Annotated in this window: 22 protein-coding genes; 11 read left to right on the plus strand and 11 right to left on the minus strand. The window is 71.3% G+C overall.

The window, feature by feature from the left end; all coding sequences use genetic code 11:
- Positions 1–15 precede the first annotated feature (15 nt).
- The gene (locus tag ACIBU0_RS32890; RefSeq protein ID WP_398825955.1) at positions 16–1,416 is read right to left on the minus strand and encodes an APC family permease; all 1,401 of its coding nucleotides are present in this window, start codon (positions 1,414–1,416) and stop codon (positions 16–18) included.
- A gap of 439 nt (positions 1,417–1,855) precedes the next feature.
- On the opposite strand from ACIBU0_RS32890, the gene ACIBU0_RS32895 reads away from it, so the two are divergent.
- Complete coding sequence (locus tag ACIBU0_RS32895) at positions 1,856–3,070, plus strand: globin domain-containing protein (protein WP_398825782.1); 1,215 nt, start codon at positions 1,856–1,858, stop codon at positions 3,068–3,070.
- Between the two features lie 43 nt (positions 3,071–3,113).
- Positions 3,114–3,488, plus strand: a complete 375-nt coding sequence (locus ACIBU0_RS32900; RefSeq protein WP_398825784.1) for a hypothetical protein — start codon at positions 3,114–3,116, stop codon at positions 3,486–3,488.
- A gap of 270 nt (positions 3,489–3,758) precedes the next feature.
- Here ACIBU0_RS32900 and ACIBU0_RS32905 read toward each other — a convergent pair whose 3' ends face one another.
- The 3 genes from ACIBU0_RS32905 to ACIBU0_RS32915 all read right to left on the minus strand — a co-directional run bounded on the left by ACIBU0_RS32905 (position 3,759) and on the right by ACIBU0_RS32915 (position 7,245).
- On the minus strand, positions 3,759–4,322 hold the full coding sequence (locus tag ACIBU0_RS32905) for a hypothetical protein (protein WP_398825786.1): 564 nt from the start codon (positions 4,320–4,322) through the stop codon (positions 3,759–3,761).
- Between the two features lie 3 nt (positions 4,323–4,325).
- Entirely contained in the window at positions 4,326–5,942 is a 1,617-nt protein-coding gene (gene ctaD, locus ACIBU0_RS32910) for a cytochrome c oxidase subunit I (protein ID WP_398825958.1), read from the minus strand.
- 298 nt (positions 5,943–6,240) lie between these two features.
- Positions 6,241–7,245, minus strand: coding sequence for an Acg family FMN-binding oxidoreductase (locus tag ACIBU0_RS32915; protein ID WP_398825789.1), 1,005 nt, complete (start codon positions 7,243–7,245; stop codon positions 6,241–6,243).
- Between the two features lie 251 nt (positions 7,246–7,496).
- Between ACIBU0_RS32915 and ACIBU0_RS32920 the strand changes: the two genes are divergently transcribed.
- Together ACIBU0_RS32920 and ACIBU0_RS32925 are read left to right on the plus strand one after the other, a co-directional pair.
- Entirely contained in the window at positions 7,497–9,236 is a 1,740-nt protein-coding gene (locus ACIBU0_RS32920; RefSeq protein WP_398825792.1) for a GAF domain-containing protein, read from the plus strand.
- A gap of 115 nt (positions 9,237–9,351) precedes the next feature.
- Positions 9,352–10,218 (plus strand): potassium channel family protein, encoded by an 867-nt coding sequence (locus tag ACIBU0_RS32925; protein WP_398825794.1) that lies wholly within the window; start codon positions 9,352–9,354, stop codon positions 10,216–10,218.
- 47 nt (positions 10,219–10,265) lie between these two features.
- On the opposite strand, the gene ACIBU0_RS32930 is transcribed toward ACIBU0_RS32925, so the two are convergent.
- Together ACIBU0_RS32930 and ACIBU0_RS32935 are read right to left on the minus strand one after the other, a co-directional pair.
- On the minus strand, positions 10,266–10,739 hold the full coding sequence (locus ACIBU0_RS32930; RefSeq protein ID WP_398825797.1) for a hemerythrin domain-containing protein: 474 nt from the start codon (positions 10,737–10,739) through the stop codon (positions 10,266–10,268).
- Positions 10,740–10,784: 45 nt separating this feature from the next.
- Positions 10,785–11,996 carry a nitrate/nitrite transporter gene (locus ACIBU0_RS32935; protein WP_398825960.1) on the minus strand — a complete coding sequence of 404 codons (1,212 nt, stop codon included), beginning with the start codon at positions 11,994–11,996 and terminating at the stop codon, positions 10,785–10,787.
- 325 nt (positions 11,997–12,321) lie between these two features.
- Between ACIBU0_RS32935 and ACIBU0_RS32940 the strand changes: the two genes are divergently transcribed.
- The gene (locus tag ACIBU0_RS32940) at positions 12,322–12,744 is read left to right on the plus strand and encodes a pyridoxamine 5'-phosphate oxidase family protein (protein ID WP_398825799.1); all 423 of its coding nucleotides are present in this window, start codon (positions 12,322–12,324) and stop codon (positions 12,742–12,744) included.
- Here the strand turns inward: ACIBU0_RS32940 and ACIBU0_RS32945 are convergent.
- The 5 genes from ACIBU0_RS32945 to ACIBU0_RS32965 form a co-directional block, all read right to left on the minus strand.
- Complete coding sequence (locus tag ACIBU0_RS32945; RefSeq protein ID WP_398825801.1) at positions 12,736–13,713, minus strand: Acg family FMN-binding oxidoreductase; 978 nt, start codon at positions 13,711–13,713, stop codon at positions 12,736–12,738. The two genes, ACIBU0_RS32940 and ACIBU0_RS32945, sit on opposite strands and share 9 nt — an antisense overlap.
- Positions 13,714–13,945: 232 nt before the next feature.
- Positions 13,946–15,436: a multicopper oxidase family protein gene (locus ACIBU0_RS32950; protein ID WP_398825804.1), complete on the minus strand. Its 1,491-nt coding sequence runs from the start codon at positions 15,434–15,436 to the stop codon at positions 13,946–13,948.
- 103 nt (positions 15,437–15,539) lie between these two features.
- Positions 15,540–15,989 (minus strand): hypothetical protein, encoded by a 450-nt coding sequence (locus ACIBU0_RS32955; RefSeq protein ID WP_398825807.1) that lies wholly within the window; start codon positions 15,987–15,989, stop codon positions 15,540–15,542.
- A 103-nt stretch (positions 15,990–16,092) separates the two neighbouring features.
- Complete coding sequence (locus ACIBU0_RS32960; protein WP_398825809.1) at positions 16,093–16,425, minus strand: metal-sensitive transcriptional regulator; 333 nt, start codon at positions 16,423–16,425, stop codon at positions 16,093–16,095.
- Entirely contained in the window at positions 16,422–19,220 is a 2,799-nt protein-coding gene (locus ACIBU0_RS32965) for a heavy metal translocating P-type ATPase (protein ID WP_398825812.1), read from the minus strand. The genes ACIBU0_RS32960 and ACIBU0_RS32965 overlap by 4 nt, the downstream gene beginning before the upstream one ends.
- A gap of 203 nt (positions 19,221–19,423) precedes the next feature.
- On the opposite strand from ACIBU0_RS32965, the gene ACIBU0_RS32970 reads away from it, so the two are divergent.
- Genes ACIBU0_RS32970 through ACIBU0_RS32995 form a run of 6 tightly spaced genes read left to right on the plus strand, consistent with a single transcriptional unit; the run spans position 19,424 to position 21,647 of the window.
- Positions 19,424–19,690 (plus strand): SHOCT domain-containing protein, encoded by a 267-nt coding sequence (locus ACIBU0_RS32970; RefSeq protein WP_398825815.1) that lies wholly within the window; start codon positions 19,424–19,426, stop codon positions 19,688–19,690.
- 52 nt (positions 19,691–19,742) lie between these two features.
- The gene (locus ACIBU0_RS32975; RefSeq protein ID WP_398825818.1) at positions 19,743–20,006 is read left to right on the plus strand and encodes a DUF2933 domain-containing protein; all 264 of its coding nucleotides are present in this window, start codon (positions 19,743–19,745) and stop codon (positions 20,004–20,006) included.
- A gap of 30 nt (positions 20,007–20,036) precedes the next feature.
- Entirely contained in the window at positions 20,037–20,255 is a 219-nt protein-coding gene (locus tag ACIBU0_RS32980; protein ID WP_398825821.1) for a hypothetical protein, read from the plus strand.
- Positions 20,248–20,841 carry a methyltransferase family protein gene (locus ACIBU0_RS32985; protein ID WP_398825824.1) on the plus strand — a complete coding sequence of 198 codons (594 nt, stop codon included), beginning with the start codon at positions 20,248–20,250 and terminating at the stop codon, positions 20,839–20,841. The genes ACIBU0_RS32980 and ACIBU0_RS32985 overlap by 8 nt, the downstream gene beginning before the upstream one ends.
- 6 nt (positions 20,842–20,847) lie before the next feature.
- Positions 20,848–21,492, plus strand: a complete 645-nt coding sequence (locus tag ACIBU0_RS32990; protein ID WP_398825827.1) for an ABC transporter ATP-binding protein — start codon at positions 20,848–20,850, stop codon at positions 21,490–21,492.
- The gene (locus ACIBU0_RS32995; protein WP_398825830.1) at positions 21,489–21,647 is read left to right on the plus strand and encodes a hypothetical protein; all 159 of its coding nucleotides are present in this window, start codon (positions 21,489–21,491) and stop codon (positions 21,645–21,647) included. The genes ACIBU0_RS32990 and ACIBU0_RS32995 overlap by 4 nt, the downstream gene beginning before the upstream one ends.
- Positions 21,648–21,676 lie beyond the last annotated feature (29 nt).

Here is a 21,676-nt window from a genome sequence, read left to right on the forward strand (position 1 = left end):
TCCTTGCCGTCGGGTTCAGTCGTGGTGGCGGGGCAGGTTCTTCCGGAAACCGCTCGGCCGGCTCGGCTGCGCTGCCCGCTTGGCCCGCGCGACCGGCGGGGTCTCCGGCGCCCGCGCTTGCGTGACGGGGAGCCGTGTCGGTTCCGGCTCGCCGTACTCGCCGCGGTCGCGCTTCAGCCAGACGTAGACGGGCAGGCCCAGCAGCAGCACGAACAGCCCGTAGTAGACGGTCTGGTAGCCGCTGCCCTGGATCGACCAGTACGAGAAGGCCATCGCCAGCGCCGCGACCGTGACGTCCCGGGCCAGCCGCCGGCGGCTGAGCCTCTCCCGGCCGCGCACCAGCAGCCAGTACAGCTGCGCGGCGGCAGAAAACAGGTACGGGATCACAGCAGTCAGCACACTCAGCAGCACGATCTTGGTGAAGACGTCCTCGAAGCGCGTATAGCTGAACACGGTGATCAGGGAGGCCAGCACCGTCGAGGCGACGATGCCGAAGGCCGGGACGCCGCTGTCTCCGCGCAGCCTCGCGAAGGCTCCGGGGAAGAGTCCGTCGCGGGCTGCGGCGTACGGCATCTCCGCGCACAGCATGGTCCAGCCGTTCAGGGCGCCGATGCCGGAGACGATCGCGGCCACCGCGACGGCGTCCCCGGCCCAGCTGCCGCCGACGATGTTGTTCGCGGCGTCGGTGAACGGTGCTGTCGTGGCGCCGAGTTGCGCGTGGGAGACGGTGCCGAAGACGGCGAGGGTGCCGAGGATGTAGACGGCGGCGCAGACGAGGGTGCCGTAGACGGTGGCGCGCGGGACGTTGTGTTCCGGATCGCGGACCCGGCCGGCGACGACCGAGGCGGCCTCCAGGCCCAGGTAGCTGAACAGGGCGATGGCCGCGGCGGCCGAGATCGCTCCGACCGCGGACTGGCCGCTGGCGTTGAAGACGCCGAAGTTGTCCGGGTCGATGAACAGCAGCCCGACGGTGGCCATGAAGACCAGCGGCACGAACTTCAGCACGGTGGTGATCACCTGGAAGGCGCCGGTGTTCCGCGCTCCGGTGAGGTTGATCGCGGCGGGGATCCACAGCCCGACCAGGGCGATGAGTATCGAAATCCAGGTCTTGTGACCGGTGTTGACGAATACCTCGACGTACCCGACCCAGGCCACGACGATCGCCGCGTTGCCGGCCCAGACGGTGATCCAGTACGACCAGGCGTTGAGGAAGCCGGCGAACTCGCCGAAGGCTTCCCGGGCATAGACGTACGGCCCGCCGCTCGCCGGGACGCGCCTCGACAGGGAGCCGAAGGTGAGGGCCAGCGCCAGCGCGCCGAGCGTGACGGCGACGATCGCCACCAGTGAGATGGGCCCGTACGGTGCGAGGGCGGAGGGCAGGGCGAACACTCCGGTGCCGATGATGCTGCCGATCACGAGAGCGGACGCGGCAGGTAGACCGAGTGCCGCGTCGGGAGCGGGTCTCGAGCCGCTCCGTGTGGTCCTGGACATGGCTGCGCTCCTTGTGCGGGTCGCTGTGGATCAACTCTGATCCGCGAACGATCCTTCTGCGCCACCCCCCTCGCCGTCAGCGGCCACAAGACCCCCACGCGGTCCGTTGGTCCCGACTTGCGGCACGTTCGGGCGGGCGGCAACGGGACAGGGCCGATGGGAGAGCGCTTGGGCGCCGTACGGCCCTGCGAGCGCCGTGGCCGTTGGGCCGATGCGCCCGAGTTGACGGGGCCTTCGGTCCTCACTTCGCTCAGCGCCGCGAAACGGCACCGAAACACGGTCGGATGCCTGCTACACAGAAGACCCGCCGCCCTCCCGTGACGCGGCGCTCTTTCCCTCTCATCCCCCCTGCCCGGGAGGCTTCATGCTGTCCGCAGAATCCGCTGCCGTCGTGCGTGCCACCCTGCCCGTCGTGGCCGGAGCACTCGACGAGATCACGACGCGCTTCTACGGCGCGATGTTCCGCGACCGGCCGGAACTGCTCGACGGAATGTTCAACCGCGGCAACCAGGCCAGCGGAGCCCAACGCCGCGCACTGGCCGGTTCGATCGCAGGCTTCGCGACGGCCCTCCTCGACGAGCCGGACACACGCCCGGATGCCCTGCTGGCCCGCATCGCGCACAAACACACCGCGGTCGGGGTCACCGACGACCAGTACACGATCGTCCACAAGTACCTCTTCGGCGCGATAGCCGAGGTCCTCGGCGACGCGGTCACCCCGGAGGTGGCCGCCGCCTGGGACGAGGTGTACTGGCTGATGGCCGGTGCCCTGATCGCCCAGGAGGCCCGCCTGTACCAGGACGCGGGCGTGGAGCCCGGCAGGATCTGGCGGCGGTGGACGGTCGTCGAACGCCGCACCGAGACCGACGACGTGGTGTCCTTCCTGGTCCGCCCCACCGACGGCGGACCCGCGCCGCGGGCCCGGGCGGGCCAGTACGTGAGCGTGCGTGTCCGCATGCCCGACGGCGTGCACCAGCTGCGCCAGTACAGCCTGTCCTGCGACCCCGGCGGTGACCTGCGGCGGATCACCGTGAAACGGGTGACCGGGACGGCGGGCGAACCGGACGGAGAAGTCTCCGGCCTCCTGCACGACCAGGTCCACGAGGGCGACGAACTCACCCTGTCCGCGCCCTTCGGCGACGTCTTCCTCGACGACCCGGCCGACGCCACCGACCCGGTCGTCCTGGTCTCCGCGGGCATCGGCTGCACGCCCATGACCGGCATCCTGGCCCACCTCGCCGCGACCGGATCGACCCGCCCGGTCCTGGTCCTGCACGCCGACCGCTCGCCCGCCGAGCACGCCCTGCGCACCGAGACACGACAGCTCGTCGGGCAACTGCCGGGCGCCCGCGCCGTGTTCTGGTACGAGAGCTCCGGCTCCGAGGAACCGGACGCCCGCACCGGCCTGATGGACCTCGACGGCATCGAACTGCCCGACGGCGCCACGGTGTTCCTGTGCGGCCCGCTGCCGTTCATGCGGGAGGTACGCGGGCGGCTGCTGACCGCCGGCGTCCCGGCTCGCGCCATCCGCTACGAGGTCTTCGGACCCGACCTGTGGCTGCCCGGCCCGACGGCCTGAGCACCCCGACCCCACCCTGCGTCGCAACCTTGGAGGAATCCGCATGACCAGCGACAACCAGCAAGCCGCACCGGCGGTCCGGCTGCGCCACGAGGGCCCCGTCGACGAGGACACCTTGACGTACGCCCGCACGAAGATCGACGCTGTCGTCACCCGGCCGGGACTGCCCGCCGTCACCGGCGAGGTGCGGATCGTGCGCGCGACCGTTCCGCACCTGGACCGGCCGTGGTCGGCCACGGCCGACCTGCACGTCGGCGGACGGCAGGTCGTCGTCCTCGCCGAGCAGACCACCGGCCGCGAGCTCGTCGACCAGCTCCAGGACCGGCTGCGCCGACAGACCGACAAGGCCGCCCACGCGTGGGACGACCGCCGCCGAACCGCGGCCCCGCCGTGGCGTGGCGGACGGCGCTCCGCGTAGGTCCACGATGAGCACGGCCCGGTCGGTGACGGTCCACCGACCGGGCCGTCGTCATCCTGTCCAGCCACCTTGTCGCGGCACGCGCCGCGCGTCCGCTTTTCTGATCCGCGTTCGAGGCCGAGTTCCCCGGCGATCGAGTGCCGCCGCTGTCTCAGGAACGCGGCGTCGCCGTCCACACCGGCTGTCAACGCGTCCCTGACCGACGTCTCAAGCCGCGCTCGCACACCGCCGCGCCGCCGCTGCGTCCGCGTCGCCCGGAGCCAGGCCGGCTCACGGATTCTGCCGACGCATCCTCCGACGGTCCTCCACCCCGCTCCGGCCCGCGGACGCCCAGCCGATCGCCATGGCGAGGAACAGCCCCGTGACCACGACGGGGAGCACGACGGTCGCCCAGTCCCGGCGGGCACCGGGGCCGGTCGTCACGGCGAGGGCGGCGAGGGTGGCCGCGGCCAGTCCGGTACCGACGAGGGCCACGAACACCGTGCGGGCCCGGTGTTGGCCGCGTCGAGGTGCGGCCTGCCCGAGTTCCGCCCGGTGACGGGCGCTCTCGCGCGCCTCGGATCGCCGGCGCACCGCCGCACGGATCCGGAATACGCCCGCGAGGGCCGCACCCGCCCCGACCGCGGCACACGGCAGCCACCAGGTGTCCGTCAGGAACAGCAGCACGGCACTGCCCGCGACCGTGCCCCAGCCGCTCAGGCAGGCGGCCGCCGCGCTACGGCGCGAGTCCGGCCGGTCGGCTCCCGCGCGCAGGTCGGCCAGGGCGGGGACGTACCAGACGCTGCCGGCGACGGCCACCAGCGCCAAACCCAGCGCCAGGACGCCGTGCGGCACGGCTCAGCCCGCCGCTTCGGTCGCGGCGATCTCCGGGTGGTGCAGGTCGAACGCCGGGGACTCGGAGCGGATGCGGGGCAGCGCGGCGAAGTTGTGGCGCGGCGGCGGGCAGGAGGTCGCCCACTCCAGCGAACGGCCGTAGCCCCAAGGGTCGTCCACGGCCACCGGCTTGCCGTACTTCGCCGTCTTCCAGACGTTGTAGAAGAAGGGCAGGATCGACAGGCCCAGCAGGAACGCCCCGATCGTCGACAGGGTGTTGAGGGCGGTGAAGCCGTCGGCGGCGAGGTAGTCGGCGTAACGGCGTGGCATGCCCTCGGCGCCGAGCCAGTGCTGGATCAGGAAGGTGAGGTGGAAGCCCGCCGTGAGCGTCCAGAACGTGATCTTGCCGAGCCGTTCGTCGAGCATCTTGCCGGTGAACTTGGGCCACCAGAAGTGGAATCCGGCGAACATCGCGTACACGACCGTACCGAAGACCGTGTAATGGAAGTGCGCCACGACGAAGTACGAGTCGGACAGGTGGAAGTCCATCGGCGGCGAAGCGAGGATCACTCCGGTCAGGCCGCCGAAGACGAAGGTGATCAGAAAGCCCGTGGTCCACAGCATCGGTGTCTCGAAGCTCAGGGAGCCCTTCCACATGGTGCCGATCCAGTTGAAGAACTTCACGCCTGTCGGGACGGCGATGAGGAACGTCATGAAGGCGAAGAACGGCAGCAGTACACCGCCGGTGACGTACATGTGGTGCGCCCACACCGTCACGGACAGACCCGCGATGGCGATGGTCGCCGCGATCAGACCCATGTAGCCGAACATCGGCTTGCGGGAGAAGACCGGAATCACCTCGGAGACGATGCCGAAGAACGGCAGCGCGAGGATGTACACCTCGGGGTGGCCGAAGAACCAGAACAGGTGCTGCCACAGCAGCGCGCCGCCGTTGGCCGGGTCGAAGACGTGGCTGCCGAACTTGCGGTCGCACTCCAGCGCGAACAGCGCCGCCGCCAGGACCGGGAACACGATCAGGATCAGCAGGGCGGTCAGCAGTACGTTCCAGGTGAAGATCGGCATCCGGAACATGGTCATGCCGGGGGCGCGCATGCAGATGACGGTGGTGATGAAGTTGACGGCGCCCAGGATCGAGCCGAAGCCGGACAGTGCCACGCCCATGATCCACAGGTCCGCGCCAAGCCCTGGCGAGTGAACGGCGTCGGACAGCGGGGCGTAGAGGAACCAGCCGAAGGAGGCCGCGCCGCCCGGGGTGAGGAAGCCGGCCGCCGCAATGGAGGAGCCGAACAGGAACAGCCAGTAGGCGAGCATGTTCAACCGGGGGAACGCCACGTCCGGCGCGCCGATCTGCAGCGGCATGATCCAGTTGGCGAAGCCGGTGAACAGCGGCATGGCGAACATCAGCAGCATGATCGAGCCGTGCATGGTGAACGCCTGGTTGAACTGCTCGTTCGACATGACCTGCAGCCCCGGGCGGGCCAGTTCGGCGCGCATCAGCAGTGCCATGGCGCCGCCGACGATGAAGAAGGCGAATGCGCTGACCAAATACAGCGTCCCGATCTTCTTGTGGTCGGTGGTGGTCACCCACTCGACCCAGGACGGCCGAGGCGTCAGCCGCACAGCCGTGCGGCTCTCCCCGCGGTCGGCGGGGCGTATCGGCGCCTCCTCCGTGTTCCTGACATGTTCTGTCTGTACCTCGTCCACCGGACGGTGCCCTCCCCATCTGTTCCTGTTGTCGACGGGCCGGAAAGTGCCGTTCCGGCGGTGGATCGGAACGGCACTCCCCGGCCGCCGACACATGATCAGCTGTGGGGTACCAGGGGCTGATAGGGCCGAACGGTCCCTGCATCGGGCCACGCCTGGGCCCAACGGCCTCTCTCGGCCCGCTGCTGACTGGCCGGCCGGGAGGGCGAGCGGGCTATCGGTCCGGCCGCTCCGCGTCGAGCACCGCCCGGGGAACCCGACGGGGGGTTGCGGGGCCCTCGGGACCGTGGCCGAGGCGGATCAGCATCTGGGCGTGCTGCCCGGTGTGGTCGGGGGCGGGACTCAGGGTGCGCCGCAGGTCGGGCCACTCCATCGGCTGGTGCAGCAGCGACGTGCGCAGGCCGAGGGCCGTGGCGACCAGCAGGACGTGTTCGAGCGCCTGTCCGGCACGCAGCCAGTCCGCTCGGCGGTCGTGTGCGGTCGTCAGCAGGGCGATGACCGGGTCGGCCTCGAAGTCCTGGGCGGGCAGCCTCTCCAGGTGCCGTTGCGCGGTGAAGTCGCGCATGGGCATGCGCTCATGGGTGTCCTGCGGACCGAGTGCCTCCCGCGGGATACCGACGTCGGCGGGGTCGTCCGGGTCCCGGTGCACCCAGCGGCGGCTTTCCGTGCCGCGGTCGGGATCGCTGTGGTTGCGCCGTTCCGCCTCCGCGGTCACCCGGAGCAGACGGGCCGTCTCGTCCGCCGTGGGGAAGGCCAGGGAGGCGCCCTCCGTGTGGGCCGCCGAGGCGAGTTCGACGCGGGCGTGCGGCGGCAGCGGCCTGCCGGAGAAGGGCACGCGGCTGCTGTGCCGTCGCGAGATGGCGGGGTAGAGATCGGAGCGGTGCCCCGTGGCGTACCGGCTGTGGGATGCGGTGAGCCGAAGGGTGGCGAGCAGGGCCGTGTCCTCGGACCGCGGCAGCAGGCGCACCACGGGTGTCCAGCCGAAGTGGGTCACCGCAACCCGGAGGTTGAAGACGGACGCGCCCACCGACATGTGCAGGGCGCGTGCGACGGGATCCGCGTGGCGCAGGCTCCGCTCCGGGGCGCCGTGCACCTCGAAGGTGAGGGTGCCGGGGTCCAGCCGATAGCGCCAGGGCTGGGTGTTGAAGAACGACGGCGCGGCCACGGCGGCCGACATGCAGGCTTCCAGGGTCACCGCGTCGAGAGGCTCGGTGCGCATGGTGTCCTCCTCCCGCAGGGTCGTCGGACAGGTACCGACGTCCTTCGAGAGTGGAGGCACGGCGGGAGCGTGCTCAGGGGCCGATGGTCCCTCGTCCGCGGACAGCCGGGGTACGGTCCCCCGCGGGGCGGGGCCCCCATAGGATCGAATGTGCCGTGGCAGCGGTACTGACACACGTGTTCGCGTCCGGGGTGGACCGGCCGGGCATGCTGGGAACGTGCTGGTGAGCACGTTGTCCGGAGGGAGCGGGAATGGCGGACAGCCCGGCTGAGGGCCGCAAGGACATGCCCGCAGCTCCCCAACTGCGGCTCGATGAGCTGCTGGAGGGCCTGCAGGCGCAGGTGGAGCAGGTACGGGCGACCCGGGACCGGGTGCACACACTGCTGGACGCCGTCCTCACCATCGGCTCCGACCTGGACCTCGACGTGGTGCTGCGGCGGATCACCGAGTCCGCGGTCGCCCTGGTGGACGCCCAGTACGGTGCACTGGGCGTGCTGGGCGAGGAAGGACGGATCAAGCAGTTCATCACCGTCGGCGTGGACGAGGAGACGGTCCGGGCGATCGGCCACTATCCCGAGGGGCGGGGCATCCTGGGCCTGCTGATCCGGGAGCCGGAGCCGCTGCGGCTGGCGGACCTCGGTACGCACCCGGAGTCCGTGGGCTTCCCCGAGGGGCACCCCCCGATGACGACGTTCCTGGGGGCACCGCTGCGCGTGCGCGACCGGGTCTTCGGGAACCTGTATCTGACCGACAAGCGCGGCGGGACGCAGTTCGACGACGAGGACGAGGCGGTGCTGCGCACGCTCGCGGCCGCGGCCGGCGTGGCGATCGACAACGCCCGGCTGTACGAGGACACCCGCCGCCGGGAGCAGTGGCTGGCGGCGAGCAGCGAGCTGACCCGCAGCCTGCTGTCGGGCACCGATCCGGCCGAGGTGCTGGACCGGATCGCCTGCACCGTCCGGACGCTGGCCGGGGCGGACCTGGTGACGCTGGCGGTGCCGCTCGACGCCGACGACGAGCTGGTGATCGAGGCGGCCGACGGTACGGGCGCCGAGCAGGTACGGGGACTCGTCCTGCCTGCCAGCACGCTGGCCGCGAAGGTGTACCAGGCAGGCGAGCGCATCACCAGCACCGCGCTGTCCGGCGAACCGCAGGAGGGAGGCGGCTCCGCGGCCCGGATCGCCCTGGGGCCGGGGTTCCTGCTGCCGCTGGGCGGCCCCGAGCACACCCGCGGGGTCCTTCAGGTCGCCAACCTGCCCGGCGGCGCGGAGTTCTCCGACGCCACCATGGAAATGATCGGCGGTTTCGCGGACCAGGCCGCACTGGCCCTGGAGATCGCCGAGCACCGGAGCGAGGCGGAGCATCTCCTGGTGCTGACCGACCGCGACCGCATCGCCCGCGACCTGCACGACCTGGCCATCCAGCGGCTCTTCGCCTCGGGGCTGACCCTGAACTCGGTGCTCGGCCGCCTCTCCGACCGGCCCGAGGTGGCCGAGCGAGTCCAGCGGGTCGTCGACGACCTCGACGACACCATCAAGACCGTACGGTCCACGATCTACGCCCTGCGTGAGGGCGACCGGCCCGGCCGGCACGGCGGACTGCGCGCGAAGCTGCTGACCGAGACCGACCGGGCCGCCACCGTGCTCGGTTTCGCCCCCGCCCTGCGCATGACCGGTCTGCTGGACACCGACGTACCCGCAGGCCATGCCGAGCACCTGCTGGCGGTGCTGCGCGAGACGCTGTCCAACACCGCCCGGCACGCGCACGCCACCGCCGTCGAGGTCACCGCCGAGACCGACGGCACCCGGGTGCGGCTACGGGTCGCCGACAACGGACGCGGCATGGACCCGGCCGTCACCCGCCGCAGCGGCCTGGACAACCTCAGCCGGCGCGCCGCCGACCTCGGCGGCAGCCTCACGCTCACGCCGAACCGGCCGACCGGCACCGTGGTCGAGTGGACGGTTCCCGTGCCCGCCTCGGCAGCCGAGTAGATCGGCAGTCGGATCAAGGGTGCGCCCTGCCGAGTGCGGGACGAGCGCAAGCCTGATCGCGTCCGCGTGAAGGCGGCCGCATGCTGGACCCGAGGCGCGTGTCCGGGGAGGTCGCATGGAATGGCTGGTCACACTGGTCGGCGCGGCGGTGGTGCTGGTCATCCTGCGCGATGTGTTCCACACCCTGTGGCACCCGACCCGCCATGGGGGCCTGAGCAGGTTCGTGATGAATCTGCTGTGGCGGCTGTCCACCCGGGGCCGCAAGGGCCGGAGGGCCGCCGGGCTGGCCGGCCCCGTCGGCATGGTGGCCGTCGTGGCCACGTGGGCCTGTGCCATGGCCGTGGGCTGGGCCCTGGTGTACTGGCCGCACATGCCGGAGGCGTTCTCCTTCTCCGGCGCGCTGAAGCCCTCCGAACACTCCGGTCCCGTCGACGCCCTGTACCTCTCCATGGTGACCGTCGCCACCCTCGGCCTGGGAGACATCGCACCCTCCGCCGACTGGGTGCGCATCGTCGCACCCCTGGAGGCTCTGGTCGGCTTCGCGCTCCTGACGGCCACCGTCTCCTGGATCCTCGGCATCTATCCCGCCCTGGCCCGCCGACGGGCGCTGGCCCTGCGCATCTCCCAGCTGCGCCGCGCCGGCCCGCCGGCCGCGCACCTGGCCTCCGACGCGGGAGCCGCCATCCTCGACCAGCTCGCCGCCGACATCGCACGCGCCTGCGTGGACTTCCTCCAGTACCCCGAGTCCTACTACTTCCACGACGGCCTCAGCGACACTTCCCTGGCCCTGACCCTCGGTTACGCCGCGGAGGTCGCCGAGCAGACACGGCGGACCGGGCACTCCGGCGCCCGGGACGCCGCGGCGATGCTGGCGGTCTCGCTCGACGACCTCGCCACCGTGCTCGACGAGCGTTTCCTGCACACCCGGGGCACCCGGCAGGAGGTCCTGTCCGCCTACGCCCACGACCACCGCAGCCGCTGAGCCGGCCGCACGCCCCGGCGCGTGTGCCGCCCTGTTGCCCGAGCGGGTCAGGCGGTCGGCCGGGACAGGGTGCCGCCCGCCTCGACGCGCGCGGCCTCGACCGCTTCCCACTCCTCGGTGCTGAGGTTCGCGAGCGCGGCCGGGAACACGCCGTCCTGTTCCTTGAGGATGTGGTCGCGCAGGACCGCCATCGCCTCGATGAGCCGGTCCGGCCAGGTCGGATCGGTCAGGAACGGGCCGTTCGCCTCGGCCAGCACCGCCTCGACATGGCGGTGCTCGGCCTCCAGGGCGGCGATCTGCTCGGGGAAGTCCTTGGCCAGGGCGGGGAACAGGCCGTGCTCCTCGACCTCGGTATGAGGACCGAGCACCCTGGCGATCTCCCGGGCGACCTCCGCCATCCTCGCCACCCCGCCCTGCTGATGGGCGGTGCGAACGTGGCTGATCAGCCGGACCACCTCGTCATGCTCCTGGGTCAGTTCGTCGATCGTCTCCAGGGCCTGGCAGCCGCAGTACTCGCACACCGGAATCCTCCTCGATCCGCTACCCGTCGTTCCTGTCCGCTCGCCTCAGGCGGTGGTGTCCGCGGTGCGGTGCCCGCCTCGGCCGCTGGTGCGCGGCTTCCGCTCGCCGCCTTCGGCTGCCGCGCGGACACCGGTGAGGGTGTAGGCCAGCGCGGCGGCGGCCACGACGGCGAGCAGTGCCAGGCCGGCGGCGTACGTCCCGTACTCGCCGTACAGCGATCCCATGACCAGCGGCGGCAGGAACCCGCCCAGGCCGCCCGCGGCGCCGACGACACCGGTGACCGAGCCGACCTTGTTCGCCGGGGTCAGCAGCGCCACCAGGGCGAAGGTCGCGCCGCTGGCCGCCCCGAGCGCGGCGGCCATCGGCAGGAAGGCGAGGGTGCCCACGGGGGCAAGCGCCGGGGTGAACGACTGCGTCACCGCCCCGGCCACGACCACGGCGAGCGAGGCGGCCAGCACGCGCACCGGGCCCAGCCGGTCGGAGAGCCAGCCGCCGACCGGCCGCATCGCCACCGCGACGATCACGAACCCGGCCATCCGATTGGCGGCGTCGGCCTGGGTCAGTCCGTAGCCGGTCTTGAGGTAGGTAGGCAGGTAGACGGAGAAGGCCACATAGCCGCCGAACGCGACCGCGTACAGCGCGGACGCCTGCCAGGTGATGGGCAGCCGGACCGTGGCGGCCAGGCGACGGGTCAGCTTCTCGGTGGGCACGCTGCGGCCGGGTGCGTCACGCAGCAGCAGCGCGGCGGCCACCGCGTACACGGCCAGTACCGCCGCGGTGATCAGGAACGGGGTGGACATGCTGTTCGCGTCGACCAGCTTCACCGTGGTCAAGGCGCTGATGGCGGTGCCGCCCATGCCGGCCCCGAAGACGCCGATGGCAAGGCCCCGCCGCTCGGGCGGGAACCATGCGTTGACGAACGGCACACCCACGGCGAAGGCGGTGCCGCCGATGCCGAGGAAGAATCCGCCGGCCAGGAGGGCGGCGAGGGAGGAGTGCCCGGCCAGGCCGAGGTACAGCACCGGCACGATGGTGGCCGCCGACACGATCGGGAACATGATCCGGCCGCCGAACCGGTCGGTCAGCGCACCCACCGGGATCCGCCCCAGGGATCCGACCACCACCGGCACGGCCACCAGCAGCGACTGCTGGAAGGACGACAGGTCGAGGTTGTCCTTGAACCGCGGGCCGAGCGGGCTGAGCAGCGCCCATGCCCAGAAGTTCACGGCGAAACCGACCGTGGCCAGGGCCAGCATCAGCCAGGCTCTGCCGGACACCGGCGCACCTGATGGTGAACCGGCGCTCTTCGACTTCAACGGCTGGACCATGTTGTCCGTCCCTTTCCTCAGTGTGGTGGTACTGCGCCACCGGGAGTGCACGAGCACCGCGGGCCCCTTGCCCGCAGCACGGCACCTCGTCACCACTGTCCGCACCGGGACCCCATCGGAGGCATGGGCCATGGGTCCCTGCCGGTGTCCGGACGTCCCCGGGTGCGGACCCGGCCGTCCCTGCGCACGGCCCCCGGCGGGTAGGGCCGACCGGCCCTACCCCCTTCACCACGACCGCGAGGACGATGGACTGATGTTCCAGAACGACGCCTTTCGCGCACTCGACCGGCAGGAGTGCCTGCGCCTGCTCGCCAAGGTGCCGATCGGCCGTGTCGTCTACACCCGGCAGGCGCTGCCCGCGGTCCTCCCCGTCAACTTCGCCCTGGACACGGACGCCTCGGTCCTGCTGCGGACCTCCCCCGACTCCGACCTCGTCCGCGCCATCGACGGTGTCGTGGTGGCCTTCGAGGCGGATGAGTTCGACGCGGATACCCGGTCCGGCTGGAGCGTGGTCGTCACCGGACGGGCCACCGTGGTGACCGACCCCGGCGAGCTCGAGCGGCTGTCCGAGGTCGGCCCCACGTCCTGGATGCCCCTGCGGGACCCGGTGTTCGTACGGATCGAGTCCGAGATGGTCACCGGACGCGAGCTCAGGGGCACGCGCGACTCACAGTGAGGGACGATCCGCCGCGGCCGCGCGAGGCGTACGGCCGCCCTCGGGACCGTACCCGAAGCGGATCAGCAGCTGCGGGCGGCATCTCCGCCGCGCTCCTGCCATCGCCGTCCGCAGGTCCGGCCACTCCATCGCCTGGTGCAGCATCGAGGTCCGCACACCGCTCCGGGTCGCGGTGAGCAGCACCCGCTCCAGCGCCTGACCCGCCACCAGCCAGTCCTCCCGACGGTCGTGGAAGGTCCACAGCAGTGCGACTTGGGCGTGGCGTTCGAAACGCAGGGCGGGCAGGTGGGGAGCGGGCAGCCCACCGGTGAAGTCCCGCACCGGCATCCGCCCGGACGCGTCCAGCGGGCCGAGGGCCGTGAGGGGAATGCCGTAGAAGGCGTCCGTTCCCGGAGCGTTGATCCACCTGCGCACCTCGGCCGCACGCTCCGGGTCGAGGGCGTTGCGTGCCTCCGCCGCCTGGGTCAGGCGCAGCAGACGCCGGGTCGCCGGGATGTCGGGCACGTCCAATTGGGCGCCCTCTGCTCGGGCCGAGCTGATCATCTCGGTCACGATCGCGTCCGGAACCGGGCGCCCGGTGAACGGCATCCGGCTCGTGTGCCGCCGCTCGACCGCCTCGTACAGCTCCCCCAGGGGCAACTGTCCGTCCGTGGCGGGCCCGGCCAGTTGCACGGTGGCCAGCAGATCCGGATCGTCGGCGGCGGGAAGGAGCCGGGTGACGGGACCCCAGCCCAAATGCACCGCGGCCACGCGGAGGTTGAAGACGGTCGCGCCCACCGACAGGTGCTGGGCCCGCGTATCCGGGTCGGCCATCGGCAACCGCCGCCCCCGGTCGACACGGACCTCGATCGACCGGTTTTCCGGGTCCAGGCCGAACCTCCAGGGCTGCGTGTTGTGGATCGACGGCGCCGCCACCGCCGCGGCCAGCAGGGCCTGCACGGCTGTGGCGTCGACTTCCCGGGTCTGCATGTCGGCTCCTTCGCAAGACTCCCCTATTCGGTCAACCCTCCGCCGCTCCCCTGCTCAGGAGGAGGGTTGACCGGCCCCTCCCGGTGGGCCATGAGGCCCCGAATGGCAGCAGCACGACGCGGAACGGGCCTGCGACAAGGGCGGCAGACCGCTGGGAGAACGATGGTGGGCCGGCACCCCGTCGGCTCTGCGGGGGAAGCCGGAGGCACCCAGCCTCCCCCATGGGGGGCAATCAGCTCTGGTAGGCCACCAGCGCCATCATTCCGGCCTCGCCGTGGTAGGCGTTGTGGCAATGCAGCATCCACTGCCCCGGGTTGTCCGCGTCGAAGAACACGGACAGCGTCCTCCTCGGCAGGACGATCGCCGTGTCCTTGCGAGGGCCGCCGCTGCCCAACTGGTAGGTGTGGCCGTGCAGGTGCATCGGGTGCCACATGGTGGTGCCGTTGACGAAGTCCAGCCGTACCCGCCGGCCTTCCTCGACCGTGATCGGGTCCGCGGCCGGGTTGTTCATGTCGAACCGCTTGCCGTTGACGGCCCAGTTGTAGGTCATCATGCCGCCGGTCAGCTCGATGCGGTGGACCTGATCCGTCCTCTTCGGCGTCAGTCGGACGTCGTCCGCCGCGCGCAGCTCAGAAGCGGTCATGATCTTTCCGTCCAGCTCCTTGGGACGCGTCGTCGGCTTCGGCGGCCCGCCCGAGCCGGTGCGGACCAGCGCCATGCCGGTGGCATTCTTGCCCTCGGCCAGTGCGACGAGCGGGAAGACGCCGTCGTCCAGGGTGACGAGGGCGTCGTAGCGCTCGCCCATTCCGATCAGCACGGCGTCGACCTGCTGATGCCGGATCGGGAAGCCGTCGGTGTGGGTGAGGGTGAGCCGGTGGCCGCCGAGAGCGACGCGGTACGCGGTGTCGCCACCGGCGTTGATCAGGCGCAGCCGGACGCGCTTGCCGGGTTTGGTGCGCAGGACGTCCGGGTCGGCCGGAACGCGGCCGTTGATGAGGTGGTGGGGGTACCGCACGTCGCCGGCGTCGCCCCCGAGCAGCGGGCTGCGGGCGCCCATCAGCATGAACTCTCCCATGTGCATCCCGCCCATGCCCTGCCTCAGCTCGGCGAAGGCTTCATCCGGTGTGCCGGTGACGCCGTCGAGCCAGTCGTCGAGGACGACCACCCACTCCTCGTCGTACGACAGCGGCTCCCTCGGGTCTTCCACGATCAAGGGTGCGTACAGGCCCCGGTCGAGCTGAACACCGACGTGCGGGTGGAAGAAGTAGGTGCCGGGTGCGTCCGCGGTGAACCGGTAGGTGAAGTTGCGTCCTGCCCGGACGGCACTCTGGGTGGCCGGCGGCGCGCCGTCCATGTCGTTGCGCAGGGCGATGCCGTGCCAGTGGATGGAGGTGGTGGCCTGGTTCGGCAGCTGGTTGGACAGCGTGGCGGCCAGCGTGTCACCGGTCGAGACGCGTACTGCCTTGCCCGGCAGTCGGCCGCTGAAGGTCCAGGTCCTGGCCGTGATGCCGGCGCCGAGATCGACCATGGCCTGGGCGGCGGTGAGGGTCAGAGCGTGCGTCCTGCCTGTCTTGGTGCGTTTCTTGTCGGCGGCGGTGACGGCCGGCCCGGAGGGGCTGATCAGGGCGGGCGTACTGCTGGAGCCGCTGCAGGCGGCGAGCGCGCCCGCGCCCGCGACGCCGAGGCCGGCCAGCAGGGCGGAGCGACGGTTCATGCTGTTCACGGGGATCTTCACTGGGATGCCCTCTTCTCGATATCGCTTCTGTTCGGTTCGCGGGCGGACACGGCTGGGCGCACACGTGAGCGTGCGCAGCCGCGGGCGCGGCCTACAGCAGCAATCGAGAAAGGACCGAGAGATCGGGTGGGGCTCTGCCTGCGGTGCCCGGTACGTCACGGCCGACGGCCGCTCCGGGCGGGAGGGCCGTGGCCGAGCCGATGGACGGCTGGTGAGGAGGGGGGAGCTGCACGCTGTCCACGCCGGCGGCGGAGCAGTGCTGCATCAGGGTGGCCGAGCAGGCCCCGTCATCGTCGTGGGCCGTGGCCGGGTCTCTGACGTCCAGCGGCATGGAATACCCGTCTGCGGGCACGTCCGTGTGGTGCACGCCCGCCTGACCGCTCGTCGCGGAAGCCCGGGCGGGTGGTACATGGGTGATGGCGCCGACTGTTTCGTGGTGGACGAGCACGGCAAGCGCCGCAACCAGCGTGATGACGGCAGCCCGGGTCCACCGCAGCACGGCACCATGAGCGGTGCCCCCTCGGTGACTGGCTGTCGTCATCGCTTCCATCCCGTGCTTCGGTTGAACGGCCGCTATCCGTCAAGGTACCCCATGGGGGTACGCGGACCAGTGGCGCGGTACGGAGGGACGTACCGCCATGGAGCTACAGACGCAGTGCGCGGCGCAAAGTGTCGCTGAACTCCGCGAACCTCTCCTCTGCCTGGGTGGGATCGGTGCGGGCGGCGTCGGTGACGCAGCCACGTACGTGGTCGTCGAGGAGGCCGAGGGCGACCTCTTGCAGGGCGCGGCCGGCGGCGCTGATCTGGGTGAGCACGTCGATGCAGTAACGGTCGTCGGTGACCATGCGGGAGATGCCGCGTATCTGGCCTTCGATCTTGTTCAGGCGGGCCAGGTGGTCGGCTTTGTGGTCGGCGTAACCGGGTGCCTGGGCGTGTGGACCATGGGCACGGCGTGGGGTGGCCGGAGCACTGGTCATCGAGGTTCACCTCCCTGGCTCATACCGCTGGACGTGGGGGCCGTACAGCGGTCCGGGTCGCCGTCGAACGCGGTGGCGCAGTGGGCGGAGCAGAAGTAGTAGGTGCCCTGCTCGGTCTGCCGCTGTTCGGCGGCAGCGGTCCTGTCGATCTGCATGCCGCACACCGGGTCCGTGACCAGGTCGTCACCGCCGGGGGAAGCAGGGTGGTGGTGCTCATGGTCCTCGGCGGCGGCCGTGATGCGGTCGGGGGCGCGGTCGGCATGGGACTCGACCCGGGGCCTGCCGCCGGCGGGCCGGGCGTCGGGCAGCGGCTGGGTGTGCCAGCGGCGCAGCCGGGAGGCGTTGGTGACGACCGACAGCGAACTCAGCGCCATGGCCGCGGCAGCGATGATCGGGCTCAGGCGCAGGCCCCACAGCGGGTACAGGGCGCCCGCGGCCAGCGGGACGCCGACGGCGTTGTAGACCAGGGCGAAGAACAGGTTCTGCCGGATGTTGCGCATGGTGGCCCGCGACAGGCGGATCGCGGTGACGACACCGCTCAGTGAGCCGGAGATGAGGGTGATGTCGGCGGCCTCGATGGCGACGTCCGTGCCGGTGCCGATGGCGAGGCCGATGTCGGCGGCGGCCAGGGCGGGGGCGTCGTTGATGCCGTCGCCGACCATGCCGACGGTGCGGCCCTCGCCCTGCAGGCGGCGTATCTCCTCGGCCTTGTGCTCCGGCAGCACCTCGGCCAGCACCCGGTCCACGCCCACCTGGGCGGCGATCGCCGCGGCGGTGCGGGCGTTGTCTCCGGTGATGACGACGACCTCGATACCAAGGCGCCCCAGGGCGGCGATGGCGGCGGCGGAGTCGTGCTTGACGGTGTCGGCGACGGCCAGCACACCTGCCGGACGTCCGTCGACGGCCGCCAGCACGGGGGTCTTGCCCTCGGTGGAGAGGGCGGCTGCCACAGGGGTCAGCGCGGAGGTGTCGACGCCGATGTCGTCCAGCAGCCTGGCTGTGCCGACGAGGACGGGGTGCCCGTCGACGGTGGCCTGGACGCCCTTGCCGGTGACCGAGTCGAAGCCGGCCGCTGTGAGCGGATGAAGGCCGCGGTCGCGGATGCCCGTGACGATGGCCTGCGCGAGCGGGTGCTCACTGTCGGCCTCGGCCCCCGCGACCAGCCGCAGCAGCGTCGTCTCGTCGAATCCGCCGACGGGGTGGACATCGGTCAGGACCGGCTTGCCCGCGGTGACGGTTCCGGTCTTGTCCAGGACCACGGTGTCCAGCTTGTGCGCGGTCTCCAGGGCTTCGGCGGAGCGGATCAGGATGCCGGCCTGGGCGCCCTTGCCGGTGCCGACCATCACGGACAGCGGAGTGGCGAGTCCGAGGGCGCACGGGCAGGCGATGATCAGCACCGCCACCGCGGAGACCAGCGCCAACGTGAGGGCGGGCGACGGCCCGAGGGTGAACAAGAGGGCGAAGGTGCCGATCGCGATGGCGATGACCGCGGGCACGAAGTACGCCGATACGGCGTCGGCGAGCCGCTGGATGGGGGCCTTGGACGCCTGGGCCTGCTGCACCAGGCGGATGATCTGGGCCAGCATCGTGTCCGCGCCCACCTTGGCCGCGCGGACCCGCAGGGAGCCGGTGCCGTTGACGGTCGCACCGACCACCGTCTCCCCGGCGCGCTTGGTCACCGGCATCGGCTCACCGGTGACCATCGACTCGTCCACGGCGGAGGAACCGGAGAGCACCTCGGCGTCGACCGGGATCTTCTCTCCGGGGCGGATGACGATCTCGTCTCCGACCATCACGTCCTCGACGGGGATCTCCGTCTCGGTGCCGTCGCGCACCACCCGGGCGGTGCGGGCCTGCAGACCGAGCAGGGCGCGAATGGCCTCGCCGGTGCCGGCCTTCGCACGGGCCTCCAGCAGCCGTCCGAGAAGGATCAGGGTGAGGATCACGCCGACGGCCTCGAAGTAGACCTCCCGCACGTCCTCGGGCAGCAGCCCGGGGGCGAGGGTGACCAGCAGGCTGTAGCCGTAGGCGGCACTCGTGCCCAGGGTGATCAGGGAGTTCATGTCGGCGGCCCGGTGGCGCAGGATCAGCCAGCCCGTCACATGGATCGGCCACCCGGTGTAGAACATCACCGGCGTGATCAGGGCCAGCTGCAGCCAGTGGTTCAGCATCCAGCCGGGCACCCAGTCCGCGCCGAAGACTTCGTGTGCCATCACGGCGAACAGCACCGGGGCGGTGAGCACAGCGCCCGTCAGTACCCTGCGGGCGAGGTCCTTGATCTCCGCCTGCCGCTCGGCGGCGTCCGCGGCCTCCGACTCTGCGGCAGACGCTTGCTCACCCGCCGGAGGCGGCCCGCCGCCCGCAGGAGCAGGTGCGGCCGTGGTACCGGCGCCGTCAGGGCCGGGGGGTGCAGCCTGTTCCTCGGGTTCGACCAGAAGCGTGCCGTGGATCATGTTCATGCCGCAGGCGAAGCCGAAGGAGCCCGGATGCTCCGGATTCAGTCGCACTGTCGTGCGGGGGTGTGCGGGCAGTCCCGCCCCGACCTTGAGATCGGGGAAGACCACGCGGGAGGTGCACTCGCCGGCCTCCTGCCGGTCGAAGACCAGCTCCACCGGCGTGCCCTGCCGGACTTTGATCAGGTCGGGGGTGTAGCCGCCCCGCACCGTGACCTCCACTCGCTGTACGCCGCCTTCCAGCCGGGCGGCACCAGCCCTGCGCGGCCCGAAGAAGTACCAGCCCAGCGCGCAGACCAGCAGGACCGAGGCCAGGACCACAACGACATCGACGGCACCCATGGGCTTCTCGCCTCCCTTGGCGGTCACTCACCAGCCTGCGGCCGGGTACCCCTGCCGGGTAGGGGCTGAACGGCCCCCTGGCCCTGGCCCGTCCGGCCCCAGACCGCCGCACCGGGCAGCGGGACGATGCAGGTGAAGGGCAAGAAGCCTCCGGGAGCCCGCCCGGCTCCCGGTCGCCGGCAAGCCGAAGCAGGTGAGTGGCGATGATGTTCTGGTACGACCACGACGTCAGTGGATGGGGCTGGTTCGCGATGTCGGCCAGCATGATCCTGTTCTGGGCGCTGATCATCACGGCCGTCGTGCTGCTCATCCGCGCCCTCAACACCCCCCACGAACAGACGCACGCCCCCGCCGCACCCACACCGCCCGAGGACATCCTTCGCGAGCGGCTGGCCCGCGGGGAGATCGACGAGGAGGAGTACCGGCGCCGCCTGACCGCGCTGCACGCCGGCCCCCTCACCAAACCCTGAAACCGGGCCGCCCCGGTTGCGGCCCGTGGCCCTCCGCTGAAGGAGGCGTGAGATGCCCGAGACGAACGACCGGCGCAACTACGGCATGTACGCCATTGCCGCCGCGATCGTCCTGGTCGGCGCCCTGATCGTCGGGGCGTCCCTGGAGAGCCTGGTCTGGCTCGCCCTCGTCGCCGCCTGCCCGCTGATGATGTTCTTCATGATGCGCGGCATGCACGGCCAGGACATGCACGGCAGTCACGACCGGCACCGTGCCGACCGTGACCAGGACCCACTGCACAAGCACGACCACCACACCGGGCCCGGGCGGGCCTGAGCCCCCCGGCCCGGGCAGGGGGTGAGCGCCATGGCTGCCGTGATCGCCGTGCTGGTCGGGGCTCTGATCCTGGCCCGCCTGCGCGGACGGCGTGCCGCGCTGGAGGAAGCGGAAGTGTGGCTGGTGGGCCTGCGCCTGCACCACCGCATCGACGCGGTCACCTACCAGCGCCGCATGAGCACCCTCGCCCGCGGACGGCGCCGCATTCCCACCGGACCGGTCTGTGCCGTGGGAGCACGCCATGGCTGACGCGGCATACGGCCTGTGGCCGCTGGTGGTCCTCAACACCCTGCTCTTCATCGCGTTCGCCGCGAGCTTCTTCCACCCGAAGAGCAAACGGGACTGGCGCGCGATGGGCGCGTACAGCGCCTTCCTCGTCGCGCTGTTCACCGAGATGTACGGCACCCCACTGACGATCTACCTGACCGGGTGGTCCGGCGATCCGCACCTGAGCCCCTTCCACCTGGTCAGCTACGTCGCGATCGGCGGTGGCTTCTGGCTGATCGCCACGGCGTGGAAGACCGTGCACGCCGCCGCCCAGCACGACGACCTGGCCACCACGGGCGTCCACGCCTGGGTGCGCCACCCGCAGTACGACGGCTTCCTGCTCATCATGATCGGGTTCCTGCTGCAGTGGCCGACGATCCCGACCCTGATCATGTTCCCGGTCCTGGTGTACGTCTACGCCCGCCTCGCCCGCAGCGAGGAACGCGAGGTGGCCGGCCGCTTCGGCGAGCGGTGGACCGCCTACGCCGCCGTCACGCCGGCGTTCCGGCCCCGTCACCCGCGCCACCCCGCCCACCCGCGTACATCGCGCACCCCCGTGACGAGGTGACCTGCCATGACCGGCCCGGACACGCTGCTGCAGGCCACGGGCATCGAGAAGAGTTACCGGCGTGGCATATGGCCCACCCGCCACCGGTTCCCTGTCCTGCGGGGCGTCGACCTGAGGCTCGCGCCCGGTGAAGTGGTCGGCCTGGTCGGGGAGAACGGCGCCGGCAAGAGCACCCTGATGAAGATCCTCGTAGGAGCCCTGGCCCCGGACACCGGGACGGTCGTCCACGCGGGCCGGCTGGGTTACTGCCCGCAGGAACCAGTCGTCTACGAACGTCTGACCTGCGACGAGTACTTCGAACTCTTCGGCCGCGCCTACGGGTTGACCGACCAGGCCGAACGCCACGCACGCCGGGAGCTGTACGAGGCGCTGGGCTTCACACGGTACGCGGACACGCGCACCGACCGCCTCTTTGGCGGCACCCTCGCCAAACTCAACCTGGGCCTGGCGCTGTTGGCCGACCCCGAGGTGCTGCTGCTTGACGAGCCGTACGCGGGCTTCGACTTCGACACCTACCTCAAGTTCTGGACCCAGGTCGCCGAGCGCCGTGAGCAGGGCCGCGCGGTGCTGATCATCAGCCACTTCGTCACCGACGAGGAGCGCTTCGACCGGATCGTCGAACTGCGTGACGGGCGGGCGGTGCCACGATGACATCCACGACCGGGCTGCTGGTGGGCCGCTGGCTGTCGTCGTCGCTGCCGCAGGCGGCGAGTACCAGGGCTGCGGTCACAGCCGTCGCGACGAGGCCGGCGCGACGGGCCGTGGAACGGGTGCTGGTCATGCGGAAACCCCTGTGGAGTGAGTGATGATGCGCCAAGGGCGCGGGACATGGCTG

It is taken from the genome of Streptomyces sp. NPDC049627 (genome assembly GCF_044465645.1).
Taxonomy (GTDB): Bacteria; Actinomycetota; Actinomycetes; order Streptomycetales; family Streptomycetaceae; genus Streptomyces.